Here is a 14,997-nt window from a genome sequence, read left to right on the forward strand (position 1 = left end):
ATAGTGCACCGACCCACCGACACGGCCGCGTCAGATGTCCTCGAGCTTCTCCTCGCCGCGGTTGCGGAAGAACTTGAACCCGGGGATCCCGATGACGGCCTTGCGCACGTCCTTGGTCACCTCGAGCAGCTGGTGGATCTCCGGCGCGACGGTGTCCATGGTGGCCAGGATGGGCATGATCGCCTCCATCCGCTCCATGAGCTCGGGAAGTTGGTCGACCATGCGGATGGACGCGTCGAGCTCCTGCTCGGAGAAGTTGTCCACGAAACGTCGACCGAGGGGAATGCCGCGGTCCGCGATCGGCTGGATGTCGGCGATCATGGCCCGCGCTCGCTCCGACGCGTCGCCGGCCCCGACGATCACCCCCGCCGCGTCGTCCGTGGTCCGTGCGGCTGCCTCGATCACCCCGCCGGCGCGGGCGGTGATCTCCTCGATGGACGTGATCAGCGCGTCGACCCGGGAGAACAGGTCGTCGATACGCGACGGCAGAGCGGCGACGAGAACCACGGTGTCCACCGACCAGGACACCGTCGCCCGCATCAGCGCGACGGCGGTGCCCACGGACGGTACCGGCAGTCGCACGGTTCGTACCTCGACTTCTCGGTCCGCCGTCATCGTCCAACTATGTCATCCCGCGTCCCCGAGTTCGTTCCGGGCGCGTGAGGGGTATCACAGGACCGGGCTCCGCCGCGGGAGGTCCGTAACCTCGGTTCCATGAAGGTCTTCGTCACGGGTGCCAGCGGCTACATCGGCTCTCGGCTGGTCGCATCCCTGGTCACGGACGGCGCCGAGGTGGTCGTGGGCTCGCGGACGCCGGACCGGTTGCGGACGTTCGACTGGCACGACTCCGTCACCACGGTCCGCCTCGACGTCACCGACGCCGACTCCTGCCGGGACGCCCTCGGCGCGTCGTCCGTCGACGTCGCCTACTACCTGGTCCACGCCATCGGGGAGTCGGGGTACCGCCGCACGGACCTCGACTCGGCCCGGCACTTCGCGGAGGCGGCGCGCGGCGCCGGCGTCGGTCGCATCGTCTACCTGGGCGGGTTCGTGCCCGAGGGCGAGGAGCTGTCCGAGCACCTCGCCAGCCGCGCCGAGGTCGGAGAGGCGTTGCAGGTCGACGGGATCGAGGTGGTGTGGCTGCGGGCCGCGATCGTGATCGGCGCCGGCTCGACGTCGTTCGAGATGATGCGCTACCTCGCGGATCGACTGCCGGTCCTGCCGCTGCCGACGTGGTTGGACAAGCCCGTGCAGCCCATCGCGGTCGACGACGTCGTGTACTACCTGCGGGCGACGGCGGACGAGTCGGTGCCGGCCGGGGCGTACGACATCGCCGGTCCCGAGGTGCTGCCGTACCGCGACCTCGTCTTCGCCTACGTGCGTGCCGCGCGCCTGCACCGTCTGGGTGTGCCGACGCCGCCCGTGCCCACCAAGCTGGCCGGGTTCGTCATCGGTCGGTTGATTCCCGTCCCCGGGCTTCTCGCCGACGATCTGGTGCAGTCGCTGGTGAACTCGATGACGGCGTCGGAGAAGCGCATCGAGCGCTACGTTCCCGATCCGGACGGGGGACTCACCGGCGTCGACGACGCGATGCGTCGCAGTCTGCTGGGCGCCGGGCACCCGCGGTCGGTGAGCCGCAACCCGGATTCACTGCGCCTCGCGGACTCCGACGCCGAGTGGACGGGCGGTGACGTCCGGACCATTCGTCGCTACGGTGCCGACCTGTTCGGCGAGGACGGCTGGAAGTTGATGGAGTCGCTCGGTGCGGGCGCCGTCCTGTACTCGTGGCCGATCGCGCCGGTGGTCCGCACCAACCTCGACGTGGCCGCGAGCGTGGTTGGCACCGTCTCCGCACGGGTACGGTCCCTCCTGCACCGCTGACCCGAAAGGACGGTGAGGTTCGCCCATGGTGTCCTGGCAGACCCGGATGGAGAGCGTCGTCCGGTCGGCGCTGGTCGACAAGGTCGATCGCGATCACACCGAGACCGATCGCGCCTTCCTGCGACGTCGCATCGTCGTCGGGATCGTGCTGGTGGTCGGGGCGACGCTGCTCGGGATCTCGCTGTCGGTGAAGCCGGGCGATCCGCTGTTCTACACGCTGACCATCGCGCTCGCGCTGGTGTGGATCGTGGGCGGGTTCCTCTCCGGCCCGCTGCATCTCGGGCGCATACCGTTCCGCGGGCACCTGCGCCGCCCGATCCTGACCCCGATCGCGATCGGGCTCGCCGCGGGTGGGGTGTTCGTCGTCGGCGCGCTGATCGTGCGGGAGATCCCCCCGCTGCGGGACTTCACCGCGAACGTCCTCGACCACGCGCGCGTCGGTCCGTTGGCCCTGATCGTGTTCATCACGCTCTTCAACGGCCTGGCCGAGGAGATCTTCTTCCGCGGCGCGCTGTTCGCGGCCATCGGTCGCGGGCGCCCGGTGCTGATCTCGACGATCGTCTACACCATCGCCACCCTCGCGACGGGCAACCCGATGCTGGGGTTTGCCGCCATCACGCTCGGGTTCGTCCTGGGTCTCGAACGGCGGGCGTCGGGCGGCATCCTCGCGCCCATCCTGACCCACGTCTCGTGGTCGACGGTCATGGTGTTCGCCATGCCCCCGCTGTTCGCATGAACGCACCGCGGACCACGCTGGACGCCGTCGACACGGTGATCGTCGCGGAACTGGTCCGGGACGGGCGGGCCACGCTCGCCCATCTCGCGGAGAGAGCGGGTCTGTCGGTGTCCGCGGTGCAGGCGCGCGTGCGCCGACTCGAGGCGTCGGGCGTCGTGCTGGGCTACACCGCGCGCGTCGACCACGAGGTGCTCGGGACGCCGCTGACGGCGTTCGTGGCCATCACCCCGCTCGACCCCACGGCGCCGGACGACGCCCCGGCGCGGCTGCGTGAGCTCGACGGGGTCCGCGCCTGCCATTCCGTGGCCGGCGAGGACAGCTACGTCCTGCTGGTCCGGGTGGGATCCTCTCGGGACCTCGAACACCTGCTGCAGCGGATTCGCACCACCGCCGGGGTGAACACGCGCAGCACCATCGTCCTGCAGACCTTCTACGACGAATGAGACGGGTTAGACGGACCGGCCGTGGGGGCATACAGCCCCCATGCCGATGAGTTCGACAGAAGGTAAGTCCTGGACCCGCGATCGCGTCTTCGCGCTGGCCGAGGAGGGTCCGGTATCCGTGCTGGACATCGGACCGGGAGTGGGAACGTACGCCAAGCTGCTGGCCGGTCAGCACGTGAGCCGGCTGACGGGCATCGAGATCTGGCAGCCCTACGTCGACACCTACCGGCTGCACGAGTACTACGACGAGATCGTCGTCGGCGACGCCCGGAAGGTCGACCTTCCGAAGGCGGACGTGGTGATCGTCGGTGACGTCGCCGAACACATGACGGAGGCGGACGCACTCACGCTGTGGGAGCGCTGCGCGGAGGCGGCGGGCAAGGCCGTGTACCTCTCCATCCCGATCGTGCACTACCCACAGCACGAGATCGAGGGCAATCCGCACGAGATCCACGTGGACGAGGATTGGAACCACGAGCGCGTTCTCGCCTCGTTCACCGGCATCGGCGCGTGGGAACTCGGCAGCGAGGTCGGCGTCTACGAACGACGGGTCTGAGCGAGCACGGCGCCGAGCTCCACGAGGTCGCGGACCACGATGTCCCAGTCGCCCGTCGGTCCCGGATCCGCACCGTCGGGCCCGTGTTCGAGCGGGCGGCGCACGAACGCCGTCCGCAGGCCGCAGGCCTGCGCCGCCGCAAGATCGTCGTTGTGCGCTGCGACCATCAGGCAGCGGCCCGGCTCGAGGTCGAGGAGCTCGGCGGTCCGTAGATAGCTCTCCGGCGTCGGCTTGTACGCCCGGACGACCTGCGCGCCGAGAATCGTGTCCCACGGCAACCCCGCGTTCCGGGCCATGTTCAGCAGCAGGGAGACGTTGCCGTTGGACAGCGGAGCCACCGGCATCAGCTGCCGGATCGCCGCGAGACCGGCGACCGAATCCGGCCACGGCGGGAGCGCGTGCCAGGCCGCGTTCAGCGCGTCGACGGCCTCGTCGTCCGCATCGAGGTCGAGTTCGGACAGCAGCTCCACCAAGTTCTCCCGATGCAGGACGTCGAGGGCGGTGAAACCCCGCGTGCCGTCCCGGATCGGCTGCATCGACGGCTGATACCGGGCGCGCCACCGGTCCGCGAACTCGAACGGATCGAGGTCGACGCGATCGGGTGCGTGAGCCGCGAACCAATGACGTGCGTCCGACGCGATGCCGGACCGCCAGTCCACGACGGTGCCGAAGACGTCGAACAGCGCGACGCGGACGTCCATCATCGGTCGTCGCGGCCGGCGAAGAGGATCGCCCCCGCCGCCGGGATCGCGAGGAACCACAGCCAGGTGCCGGTCACGAAGAACAGCACCAGCGCCGCGATCGGCACCAGGGCCATGACAGCGCGTCGCCAGTCGCGGCCGGCGTCGGTCTTCGGCGCACCCGTCTCGGACGAGACGGACGGCGCAGACGCTGCCGTCGCCGAGGGCACCAGGTCCGCTGCGGCGCCGGGGAGATCGGCGAACAGGGGGACCAACTCGCCCCGGGTCACGGCGCGACCGGCCGCCGCCGACCGCTCGTCGAACTCGGCGGGCGAGAGGCGTCCGGCGGCGAAATGCTCCCCGAGCAGCGAGAATGCACGTTCGCGCTCCGCGGTACCGATACGCACGTCCGGACTGTCGGCCATGCCGCGAGCCTAGACCGTCCGCCCGATACCGCGGGGCGCACGCGTCACTTCAGTTCGGCGAGCACCGTGCCCTGGGTGATGGCAGCGCCGGGCTCGACCGACAGGCCGGTCACCACACCGTCCTTGTGGGCGTTGACGGGGTTCTCCATCTTCATGGCCTCGAGGACGGCGATGAGGTCGCCCGCGGAGACCTCCTGACCCTCGGTGACCGCGACCTTGACGACGGTGCCCTGCATGGGAGCGGTGACGGCGTCACCGGATGCGGCACCCCCGCCGCCGCCGCCCCGCTTGCGCGGCGTCGGCTTGCGGCGCACGGCACCGCCGGCGGCGGCTGCTCCGCCGGTACCGATCGAGAACGCTCCCGGCAGCGACACCTCGAGGCGACGGCCACCGACCTCGACCACGACGTTCTGCCGGGGAGCGTCGTCGCCCTCCTCGATCGGGGCGCCGGCGGTGAAGGGTTCGACGGTGTTGTTCCACTCCGTCTCGATCCACCGGGTGTGCACGTCGAAGCCGTCCTCGGTGCCGATGAAGGCAGGGTCGGAGACGACGGCGCGGTGGAACGGGATCACCGTGGCGAGGCCCTCGACCGTGAACTCGGCGAGGGCGCGACGGGAGCGGGCCAACGCTTCCTCACGCGTGGCGCCGGTGACGATCAGCTTGGCCAGCATGGAGTCGAACTGTCCGCCGATGACCGAGCCCGACTCGACACCGGAATCGACGCGCACGCCGGGGCCCTCCGGGGCGACGAACCTGGTGACGGGGCCGGGGGCGGGGAGGAAGCCGCGGCCGGCGTCCTCGCCGTTGATGCGGAACTCGAACGAGTGCCCGCGCGGGGTCGGGTCCTCGGAGATGGAGAGCTCGTCGCCGTTGGCGATGCGGAACTGCTGCAGCACCAGGTCGATACCGGAGGTCTCCTCGGTGACGGGGTGTTCGACCTGCAGACGGGTGTTGACCTCGAGGAAGGAAACCAGACCGTCCTGGCCCACCAGGTACTCGACCGTGCCGGCGCCGTAGTACCCGGCCTCGCGGCAGATGGCCTTGGCGGAGCTGTGGATCGCCTCGCGCTGCTCGTCGGTGAGGAACGGTGCGGGGGCCTCCTCGACGAGCTTCTGGAACCGACGCTGCAGCGAGCAGTCGCGCGTGCCGGCGACGACGACGTTGCCGTGCTGGTCCGCGATGACCTGCGCCTCGACGTGGCGGGGCTTGTCGAGGTAGCGCTCGACGAAGCACTCACCGCGACCGAACGCGGCCACGGCCTCGCGAGTGGCGGAGTCGAACAGTTCGGGGATCTCCTCGCGGGTGCGGGCGACCTTCATCCCGCGGCCACCGCCACCGAACGCCGCCTTGATGGCGATCGGCAGGCCGTGCTCGTCGGCGAACGCGAGGATCTCGTCGGCGTCCTTCACCGGCTCCGACGTGCCGGGGACCGACGGCGCCTTCGCGCGCGCGGCGATGTGACGGGCGGTGACCTTGTCGCCCAGATCGCGGATGGACTGGGGGGACGGCCCGATCCAGATGAGCCCGGCGTCGATCACGGCCTGAGCGAAGTCCGCGTTCTCGGAGAGGAAGCCGTAGCCGGGGTGCACCGCATCCGCACCGGACTTGGTCGCCGCGTCGACGATCTTGGCGATGTCGAGGTACGACTCGGCGGAAGTCTGGCCACCGAGCGCGAACGCCTCGTCCGCCAGTCGGACGAAGGGGGCATCGGCGTCGGGATCGGCGTAGACCGCGACGGAGGTGTAGCCGGCATCGGCCGCAGCTCGGATCACTCGAACGGCGATCTCGCCGCGGTTGGCGACGAGGACCTTGCTGATACGAGACGTGGCATGGCTGGGCACGAAGCCTCCTGTGGGGGTCGAAGGGTCACGGACGCGTCCGGACGTGGACGTACGCACCCGAGCGAACGCGGGCGCCACGTCGAATGGACGTCCTTGTATCGAAGTCTAGGTGTGCGACATTTCTCCGACACAGTGACCCTGTGACGTGTCCACGTCGCGACCCTGTGACGTGTCCACGTCGCGACCCTGTGAAATGTCCACGTCGCGACCCTGTGACGTGTCCTCGCCGACCACGAACGTGCCGTCCCGCACCACGCGGGCGAGCTCGGCGCGCAGGGCGGCGAGGTAGGAGTGCACGGCCGCCGTGGCCTGCTCTGTCCCCGGGAACCGCGCCGCGACGTTCACGCCCTGCGGGGTCCGGTGGAACCACAGGTAGACGTCGTGGTCGTACTTGCGGCTCCGCAGCGCCCGCGCCCGGACGTCGGGCCACGTCTCGGCGTCGGGCGCGAACCGCACGTCCATGAACGACACGACGAAGCGCGGCTCGGTGTCGATGCCCGCCGCACGGCCGACGACGTCCATCGGCACCCGCGAGACTGCGCGGGTGCGGGTCAGCTCGGTGCCGGCGCGGAGCACGAGGTCGGCGAACGAGTCACCCGCCGCGACCTCGACGTCGACCGGACCCAACCCGACGAACCACCCGAGGGAGGCGGCCCACGACGGATCGTGGCGGGTGTGCATCGGGGTGACCGTGCGGAAGCGTTCCGCGCCGGACGTCGAGTGCGCCGCCGCGGCCATCGATGCCGTCAATCCCGCCAGGAACCCCGGCCCGGCCCGACGGCAGGCGAGGGTGAAGGCCTCGGCCTCGTCGGCGTCCATGATCCAGGCCGAGAGACCGCTCTGCACGACGCGCTGGGGCGGCTCGTCGCCGATGGCGACGGGGAAGGCCGGGAAGAGGCCGTCCTCCTCGGTGAGGAAGTCGCTCCATTCCGCCGCGGCCGCGGCGACGGCGTCGGGATCGGCACACCGTTCCCGCTCGGCGACACCGAAGTCGAGGTAGCTCGCCGTGGGGAACAGTCCGGCGGGTGCGCCCGTGAGCTGCTCGGTGTAGAGCCGGGTCAACTCGTGGGCGATGAGCACGATCGACAGGCCGTCGATGATCGAGTGGTCGGCGGCGAAGAACACGGTGAACCGCTCGGCACCGTCCGTGTCCGACGGCTCCACGGTCGCGAAGGCGTAGGACGGCCAGGCCAGTGGCGAGGTGTACTCGTCGAAGAGGTGCTGCAGATGCTCGTACACCTCGTCGCCGCGGGTGCACTCGTCCTGTCGGATGACCCAGACGTCGGTGGCCCCCACCGGCGCGGTCACGCGCGACAACTCGCCGGTGTGCGGGTCGACGGTGGCGTTGGTGCGCATCGGTTCGTGCCGGTCGATCCACGCGAGCACCGCAGCACGGAACGCATCGACGTTCAGCGGGCCCGCGATGTCGAACGCCGTCCCGAGCCAGGACTCCTTGCCCGCCGAGGGATGCGCGAGGGTCCGACGCAGATGCGCCTCGTGGACGAAGGACGTGGGTCGATCGTCCCGATGCCAGCCGGCGTTCTCCGGGGTCGACGCGTGCGGGCCGACGCTGGGAATCCACTCGGTGATCGTGCCGGCGGAGACCGGGTAGTCGACCAGTTCGGTGAATTCCACGGGTGACGACCGTCCTTGTCGAGGCGTCGGTCTCGATCGGGGTGGGAGCCGAGACCGGAGGGCTGCACGCGGCCCGCCGGGGATGGTCGGCGGGCAACGCCGAATCGCCCCCAGTCTAGCGGCCGTCCCGCCGATGTCAGGACAAAGGTTGCGTGCCCTGGTCTCGGGCGGGCCGGCCGCAGCGACCGATCAGCCGCGCAGGTGCCGTTTGACGCGGGCCAGCATCGCCGACATGCCGCGCAGGCGAAGGGGACTCACCGCGTCGGCCAGTCCCAGCTCGGTGTAGAAGTCGTCCGGCACCCCGAGGATCTCGTCGGCCGGCAGTCCGTCGAGACCCTGCGCGAGGATCGAGGCGAACCCGCGCGTGGTCGGCGCCTCGGGCGGCGCGCTGAAGAACAGCCGCACCGCGGACCGATCTTCGGCGTCCACCGACAGGAAGAGCGGCGACTGGCACTCCGGCACCGGTTCCATCGCGGCCTGTTCGAGGCCGGCGGGCAGTGCCGGTAGGTCCTGGCTGAACTCGAGCAGCAGCGTGATCTTGTCCTGCCCGTCGACGGCCTTGAAGTCGTCGACGATCTCGGCGAGCGGCGGCGGCAACACGTCGGTCACGGAGCGGCCCCGGGGTCCTCGCCGCGCACGATCGGCGTCCGCACGGCGTTGCCCCACTCGGTCCACGAGCCGTCGTAGTTTCGCACCTTCTCGTGACCGAGCAGGTGGGTCAGCACGAACCAGGTGTGGCTCGACCGCTCACCGATGCGGCAGTAGGCGACCACGTCCGCGTCGGTGTCCACATCCTTGTAGACCTCGTCGAGTTCCGCGCGGGACTTGAATCGGCCGTCGGGTGCGGCGGCCTTGGCCCAGGGGATGGAGACGGCGGTGGGGATGTGACCGCCGCGGAGGGCGCCCTCGTCCGGGTAGTCCGGCATGTGGGTCCGCTCGCCGGTGTACTCGGCGGGGGAGCGGACGTCGACCAGCGGGCCCGACCCGAGGTGGGCCAGGACGTCGTCCCTGAACGCGCGGATGGCGGCGTCGTCACGCTCGACGACGGGGTAGTCGGTGGGGGTGACGTCGGGAACGTCGAGGGTGGTGTCGCGGTTCTCGGCGAGCCAGGCATCGCGCCCGCCGTCCAGCAGGCGGACGTCCTCGTGCCCGAACAGCGTGAACACCCACAGCGCGTAGGCGGCCCACCAGTTGCTCTTGTCGCCGTAGACGACGATGGTGTCGTCGCGGGAGATGCCCTTGCGGCTCATCAGCGCCGCGAACTGCTCGCCGTCGATGTAGTCGCGGGTGACGGGATCGTTCAGATCGAGGTGCCAGTCGATCTTCACCGCACCGGGAATGTGGCCGACGTCGTAGAGCAGCACGTCCTCGTCGGATTCGACGACCTTGAGGCCGGGTGTGCCGATGTTGGCGGACAGCCACTGGGTCGTGACGAGCCGTTCGGGGTGAGCGAACGACGCGAAGGCGGGATGGGGATCGGGCGCGACGGACACGTGCGTCTCCTGAGCTGATCGGGATGGACTTGCCTTCCGCGATCCTAGGTGTCGCCGCCCCGACCCGCCCACAACGCCGAGATGCCGACGTTCACCTCGGCGAGGAGTCGCCGCACGAGCGGGAGGCCGAGGCCCACCACCGACGACGGGTCGCCGTCGATGCCGTCGACGAACCAGCCCCCCAGCCCGTCGAGCGTGAAAGCCCCTGCGACTGCGAGGGGTTCGCCGCTGGCCAGGTACGCCTCCAGGTCGTCCGGATCGGGTGTGCCGAAGCGCACCACGGTGCCCGAGTGGCGGGCCGCCCTCGCGGTGATCCGGCCGTCGTCGAGCCGGAGGACGCAGTGACCGGTGAGCAGTTCGCCCGCCGATCCGGCCATCACGGACCACCGGTTCCGGGCGGTGTCGACGTCGTGCGGCTTGCCGACCAGGCTGCCGCCGATCGAGAGCATCGAATCGCAGCCGACGATCACGACGGTGCCGACGGCGAATTCGGGCTCGGCGGCCACGGCGTCGGCGATCACCTCGGCCTTGGCCGTGGCGAGTTCGGTGACCACCACCGTGTGGGCGACACCGGGACCGAGGGACGTCACGACGGCGTCCTCGTCGACGTCCGAGACCCGCACGACCGGGTCGACGCCCGCGGCCCGCAACAGGGCCAGGCGTGCGGGGGAGCGGGACGCGAGGACCAGACGCACGGGGTGCGCCGGGCTCGCCGAGGTCATCGGGGCGGTCGAGCGATACCGTTGCCGAAGGCATACGGCGAGAAGGCCCGCAAGTCGCGATGCAGACGGGTGGGGTGCCCCCAGGTGTCGACCACGGGCGGCTCGGCCGGCGCCGCCGCCGAGGACGCGGCGGCGAGGACGGTCACCAGCGCGGCCAGTTCCTCGTCGGACGGGTTGCCCCGTACGACACGAACGGCGGGGGCCGTCGCTGTCTCGTCCGCTGCGCTCACGTGATCTCCTCGCTGCGTTCCATCCGGTCGACCGGTCGAGCCGTCACTGTACCGGGGCCGGATCGGCAGCGAGGATCGCCGGGCGCGCGAGCGCGGTCAGATGCACGCGCATCCGCTCGATCAGCCGATCGACGGTGGCGCGGGCGATGACGGTGTCGGGGACCCGTGTCCGCACCGCGAGGCCGGTGTCGGTGCGGGTGAACCAGATCTGCACGTCGTCGGCGTCGGTGACGGCGGAGACGTGCCGGGCGTCGAGCGGCCCGTGCGTCGCGTGCCCGGGCAGCCGCCGGTAGTCGACGTAGGACGCCATGAACACGTCGTGTCGCGGACGGCGGAGTTCGCCCAGAGCCCGGACGACGGTGTCGATCGGGACCGCCCCCAGCGGAAGTGCTGCCCGCAGGGCGAATCCGGCGCCCCGGGTGGTGGACCGGATGTCGTTCGACACCGCCACGGTGACCGGGGCGTTGGTGACGTACCACCCGACGGCGCGGTTCTCGTCCGGCAGCGTTCGTGTGTGCAGCGGGAACAGCAGGGACAGCGATCGGGGTCGGTGGTGGCCGTCGGGCTCGTCGGCGACGGCGTGAGCGAGGGCGGCCAGGGCGCCGGCGAAGGGACCGGCACCGAGCGCGCGGCACGACGCCTCGGCCGCGTCGGCGTCGTCCCCGCCGACCAGCACGTCGGTCCGCAGAACGGCCCGCCGAACCTCCCCCGCCGGCACGCCCGTGGGGCCGGGGAACGCCGGCGGCGCGTCTCCGTGCGCTCGGAGAAACCGCAGCCAGTCGGCGAGGCGCGAATCGCCCGGCTCGACCACGGTGGCCGCCTCGCGGGCGCAGTGCAGGCCGAAGGCCGGGGACGCGACCGGATCGGCGGGTGCGCCCCGATAGAGCTGCACCAGGTCGTCGAGCAGCACGGTCAGCGACCACGCGTCGCCGAGCGCGTGATCGATCCCGATCACGATGGTCGACCGGTCCGGTCGATCCACCGCCGCGACGGCGACGGCCGGTGCCGACCACGGCCGGGAGCACGACTCGCTCACGAAGTCGGTGACGACGTCGCGCACGAGCGTGGGGGAGGCCACGGCACGGGCCGGTCGGGGACGCAGGGTCAGCGACTCGGCCGGGTGAACGGCGCGGCGCAGCCCGTGCGGCGTGCGACGGAACGACGTCCGCAGCGACTCGTGACGGGCGAGCAGACCGAGGACGGCCCGAGCGAGATCGGCGCGCTGGATCGGCCCCGGCACCTCGGCGGCGACGGCCAGCCAGGTGAGCCGACCGGTCCCGGCGAGGTGGGTGCGCTGATTGAACGACGGCGGCGCCTCCTGCACCCGAGCGGCCGCCGGATCCGCCGACACCGACCACAGCAGGATCGTGCCCGGCCGAGGCAGCAGGTCGTCGGATCCGATCAGGCGCATCGCACGTCCGCTGTGTCGTGCGACCGCACGGCCGGATCCGCTGTGTCGTGCGACCGCACGACGCTCACCAGCAGGTCGATCAGGCGATCGTGGTAGCGCCGCACCGCCCGGCGGGCCGTCGGCGTCGAGGGGATCTGCGCGCCGACGTAGAAGTGCCGATGGTCGCGGTTGAACCACATGGACGCATTGGCCGTGCGGCCCTCACCCGTGAACAACACGGCGCACTCGTCCGCCGGTGTGCCGGAACCCGGGAACCGGCGGAAATCGAGGTAGGACAACAGCTGTGGGCTGCGGGCGAGGCCCGCACCGCCGACACCGCCCGTGGCCAACAGCTCGAGGACACGGCCGATGGGAACGGAGGCCGCTGTCTTGGCCCGCGCGTACGCGGCGGTCGCCGAGCGAAGCACGTCGGCGAACTCGTCCGCGTCGTCCACGGGGAACGTGACCGGAGAAAAGGCACAGAACCACCCCTGGGACAACGCGAACGGACCGCGGTGCCGAGTGGAGAGCACGGCGATCCCGTCGTATCGGCCGGTTCCGGCCAGTTCGTGTTCGACCAGGGCGCAGGCGGCGAAAAGTCCGCTGGTGAACGACCCGCCGGCGTCGCGGCACACCTGCTCGAACACGTCGGCCTCGGCCGCGGTGAGGAGGTCGCGTTCCACCGGTTCCATCGGTGCGGTCTCACCCGGGGCCAGTCCGAGATCGAGCGGGAAACGGGGGAGGCCGCCGTCGTGCCGGGACACCACGTCGATCCAGTCGGCGAGTTCGGGGGAGTGAAGATCGTACGACGGGGAGACCTCCTCCTCGATCCGGACGTGATCGAGGAAGCTGCCCTCGTGCTCGGTGAGATCGAGGGCCGGGGTCCCCGTGACCTCGGCGCGGTAGAGGTCCGCCAGTTCGGCGATCACGGTGACCTGGGACGCGCCGTCGGAGAACGCGTGGTCCGCACCGTAGTACAGCGAGAAGCTGCCGTGGCGGCGGATGGCGCCGATCGCCACCGGGGGCCACGACAGGGGCGTGGCGTCACGAGAGAGCCTGTCGCGCACGGCCTCTCGCGCACTGTCGGTCGTCGCCGCCGCTCCGGCCTCGACGGGGACCAGGGCCGCGTCGGCCGGCGCGCGGTGGCGCTGCACGGCCCCGTCGCGGACGGAGAACCAGGTCCGCAGCCCCTCGTGTCGAGCGAGGAACACCGCGATGGCCCGGGTCAGGGCGGCGGCGTCGAGATCGCCCTCGACCTCCGTCGCGGACCCGAGGAATCCGGTGTGTCGATCGCCGCGGCGCTGCGCGGCGTCGACGCCGCGGACGTGGTTGGCCTGCAGGAAGGACGCCGGGACCGCGTGAACCCCGACGGCCCGGGCGCGGTCGGGGGTGTCGGGGATGGTCGGACGCCACTCGAGCATCTCGCCGGGGGCCGGCCGCCAGTTCGCCATCGCCGTGATGATCATGCCCGAACCTCCTGCCGCACGGCGCCGTTCGTTCTCGTCACGGGAGTCGACTCGGCGACGGTCTCGGCGCCGGCCGCCAGGGCGTCGACGACACCGCGGCAGCGGGTGACGAACCGGTGTACCGCGGTAGTGGCCGCGTCCGTGCCGGGGAAGCGCGCCGAGAGGAACAGCCCCTCCCGGGTGCGCAGGAACCAGAGGTAGACCTCGGTGTCCGAGTACGTGGCGCTGCGGAGCGGTTGTACCCGCCACGCGCACCACGAGTCCGCGTCGGGGACGTGGCGCAGGTCGAGATAGCTGACGACGAAGCGGGGGACGTCGACGACGCCGAGGAGCGCGGCGATGGCGGACCACGGCCGACTCTCCGCGCCGGCCACGGCGCGCAGGCTGTCGGCGGCGGTCACGAGTGCGGTGTCAGCGTGGTCGGAGTCCAGCTCCACGGTGACCGGCACGACGCCGACGAACCAGCCGACGGCGCGGGCGAATTCGGGCGCGTACCGGGTGTGCATCGGCATGACGAACCGGCACGGACCGGCCGTGTCGGTGTCGGTGTCGGCGCCGGGCCCGGGCGCGGTGGTGCGCCCGGCGAGGGCGACGACGGCCGCGATCCCCGCCGTGAGCGAGGCGTCGCTGCGTCGGCATCGGGCAGCGAACTCGGCGGTGGTCTCCGGCGACGCGATCGAGACCGACAGTGCGCCTTGCCGGGTCGCGTCGGGTGACCCCGCGGCAACGCCGGCCTCCGCCGCGAGCGACGGGAAGGCGGGGAACGGGCCGTCCCCCAGGAAGCGGTCCCAGAGGGCGACGGCCTCGGAATCGGCGGTGACGTCGTCGCCGGTCCGGCGGTCGTGCACGCTGTAGTCGAGATGGCTGCCGATTCCGGGCAGGTCGTGATCGCGGGCGTCGAGCTCGTGGTCGTAGAGGCGGCGGATCTCGCCGACCGACAGGAGCATGGAGTAGGCGTCCATGACGGAGTGGTCGGCGCCGAACACCACCAGGAAGCGGCCGTGATCCACGTGGAGGAACCCGGTCTCGGACACCGTGGCGATCAGCACGTGCGGCCAGCGGAACGGCGACAGGCCGCGCCCGAGGTAGGACAGCAGATGGTCGTGCGCGTCCGCACCCGACCGCAGCCCGACGACGCGGTCGGTCACCGTGACCGCGGACTCCTCGATCGTCCGCCGGGTCAGGGAGTCGCCCACCGCGTCGACGGTGGTGCGCAGCGCCTCGTGCCGAGCGATCCACCGCTGCAGCGTTCGTCGCAACGCCTCGGGATCGTAGGTCCGGTCGATCTCGAGCACGGCGCCGATCCATTCGGCGTCACCGGCCGGGCCGGTGGTGTCCAGCGAGCGGGTCCGCCGGAGGCTGTGGCGCAGGTGGGCTTCGTGGGTGAACGCCAACGGGCGCGCGTCCGGACGCCACGCCGCGGTGTTCGACACGGACGGGGTCCACTCCGTCACCATCCCGTCCGGGAGGGGGTAGTCGGCGAGCTCGGTGAAATGCAT

The 14,997-nt window shown here is 71.3% G+C and carries 16 protein-coding genes; 4 read left to right on the plus strand and 12 right to left on the minus strand.

Annotated elements, in window-relative coordinates:
* Nucleotides 1–30 precede the first annotated feature (30 nt).
* Nucleotides 31–615, minus strand: coding sequence for a hypothetical protein (locus BMZ18_RS03290; RefSeq protein ID WP_068101985.1), 585 nt, complete (start codon nucleotides 613–615; stop codon nucleotides 31–33).
* 99 nt (nucleotides 616–714) lie between these two features.
* Here BMZ18_RS03290 and BMZ18_RS03295 point away from each other — a divergent pair, with 99 nt between their 5' ends.
* Genes BMZ18_RS03295 through BMZ18_RS03310 form a run of 4 tightly spaced genes read left to right on the plus strand, consistent with a single transcriptional unit; the run spans nucleotide 715 to nucleotide 3,616 of the window.
* The gene (locus BMZ18_RS03295) at nucleotides 715–1,881 is read left to right on the plus strand and encodes an NAD(P)H-binding protein (RefSeq protein WP_068365884.1); all 1,167 of its coding nucleotides are present in this window, start codon (nucleotides 715–717) and stop codon (nucleotides 1,879–1,881) included.
* Nucleotides 1,882–1,906: 25 nt separating this feature from the next.
* Entirely contained in the window at nucleotides 1,907–2,617 is a 711-nt protein-coding gene (locus BMZ18_RS03300) for a CPBP family intramembrane glutamic endopeptidase (RefSeq protein WP_068365885.1), read from the plus strand.
* Complete coding sequence (locus BMZ18_RS03305) at nucleotides 2,614–3,060, plus strand: Lrp/AsnC family transcriptional regulator (protein ID WP_068365886.1); 447 nt, start codon at nucleotides 2,614–2,616, stop codon at nucleotides 3,058–3,060. Before BMZ18_RS03300 ends, BMZ18_RS03305 begins: the two co-directional genes overlap by 4 nt.
* A 46-nt stretch (nucleotides 3,061–3,106) precedes the next feature.
* Entirely contained in the window at nucleotides 3,107–3,616 is a 510-nt protein-coding gene (locus BMZ18_RS03310; protein WP_157889542.1) for a class I SAM-dependent methyltransferase, read from the plus strand.
* On the opposite strand, the gene BMZ18_RS03315 is transcribed toward BMZ18_RS03310, so the two are convergent.
* The 11 genes from BMZ18_RS03315 to BMZ18_RS03365 all read right to left on the minus strand — a co-directional run bounded on the left by BMZ18_RS03315 (nucleotide 3,598) and on the right by BMZ18_RS03365 (nucleotide 14,997).
* On the minus strand, nucleotides 3,598–4,317 hold the full coding sequence (locus tag BMZ18_RS03315) for a haloacid dehalogenase type II (protein ID WP_211267516.1): 720 nt from the start codon (nucleotides 4,315–4,317) through the stop codon (nucleotides 3,598–3,600). The genes BMZ18_RS03310 and BMZ18_RS03315 overlap by 19 nt on opposite strands.
* Entirely contained in the window at nucleotides 4,317–4,721 is a 405-nt protein-coding gene (locus BMZ18_RS03320; RefSeq protein ID WP_068365888.1) for a DUF1707 SHOCT-like domain-containing protein, read from the minus strand. The genes BMZ18_RS03315 and BMZ18_RS03320 overlap by 1 nt, the downstream gene beginning before the upstream one ends.
* A gap of 44 nt (nucleotides 4,722–4,765) precedes the next feature.
* Entirely contained in the window at nucleotides 4,766–6,562 is a 1,797-nt protein-coding gene (locus BMZ18_RS03325; RefSeq protein WP_068101970.1) for an acetyl/propionyl/methylcrotonyl-CoA carboxylase subunit alpha, read from the minus strand.
* A 105-nt stretch (nucleotides 6,563–6,667) separates the two neighbouring features.
* Nucleotides 6,668–8,197 (minus strand): condensation domain-containing protein, encoded by a 1,530-nt coding sequence (locus tag BMZ18_RS03330; RefSeq protein WP_074921769.1) that lies wholly within the window; start codon nucleotides 8,195–8,197, stop codon nucleotides 6,668–6,670.
* Nucleotides 8,198–8,386: 189 nt separating this feature from the next.
* Nucleotides 8,387–8,806 (minus strand): SufE family protein, encoded by a 420-nt coding sequence (locus tag BMZ18_RS03335; RefSeq protein ID WP_235606261.1) that lies wholly within the window; start codon nucleotides 8,804–8,806, stop codon nucleotides 8,387–8,389.
* Entirely contained in the window at nucleotides 8,803–9,690 is an 888-nt protein-coding gene (locus BMZ18_RS03340; RefSeq protein WP_068101966.1) for a sulfurtransferase, read from the minus strand. Before BMZ18_RS03340 ends, BMZ18_RS03335 begins: the two co-directional genes overlap by 4 nt.
* Nucleotides 9,691–9,734: 44 nt before the next feature.
* Entirely contained in the window at nucleotides 9,735–10,412 is a 678-nt protein-coding gene (locus tag BMZ18_RS03345) for a Maf family protein (RefSeq protein WP_068101964.1), read from the minus strand.
* A complete protein-coding gene (locus BMZ18_RS03350; protein WP_068366634.1) occupies nucleotides 10,409–10,642 on the minus strand; it encodes an acyl-CoA carboxylase epsilon subunit in 234 nt (77 codons plus the stop codon). The genes BMZ18_RS03345 and BMZ18_RS03350 overlap by 4 nt, the downstream gene beginning before the upstream one ends.
* Nucleotides 10,643–10,685: 43 nt before the next feature.
* Nucleotides 10,686–12,053 carry a hypothetical protein gene (locus BMZ18_RS03355; protein ID WP_068366631.1) on the minus strand — a complete coding sequence of 456 codons (1,368 nt, stop codon included), beginning with the start codon at nucleotides 12,051–12,053 and terminating at the stop codon, nucleotides 10,686–10,688.
* On the minus strand, nucleotides 12,044–13,498 hold the full coding sequence (locus tag BMZ18_RS03360) for a condensation domain-containing protein (protein ID WP_068366628.1): 1,455 nt from the start codon (nucleotides 13,496–13,498) through the stop codon (nucleotides 12,044–12,046). The genes BMZ18_RS03355 and BMZ18_RS03360 overlap by 10 nt, the downstream gene beginning before the upstream one ends.
* Nucleotides 13,495–14,997 carry a condensation domain-containing protein gene (locus tag BMZ18_RS03365; protein WP_068366625.1) on the minus strand — a complete coding sequence of 501 codons (1,503 nt, stop codon included), beginning with the start codon at nucleotides 14,995–14,997 and terminating at the stop codon, nucleotides 13,495–13,497. The genes BMZ18_RS03360 and BMZ18_RS03365 overlap by 4 nt, the downstream gene beginning before the upstream one ends.

The organism is Rhodococcoides kroppenstedtii, from assembly GCF_900111805.1.
GTDB classification, from domain to species: Bacteria; Actinomycetota; Actinomycetes; order Mycobacteriales; family Mycobacteriaceae; genus Rhodococcoides; species Rhodococcoides kroppenstedtii.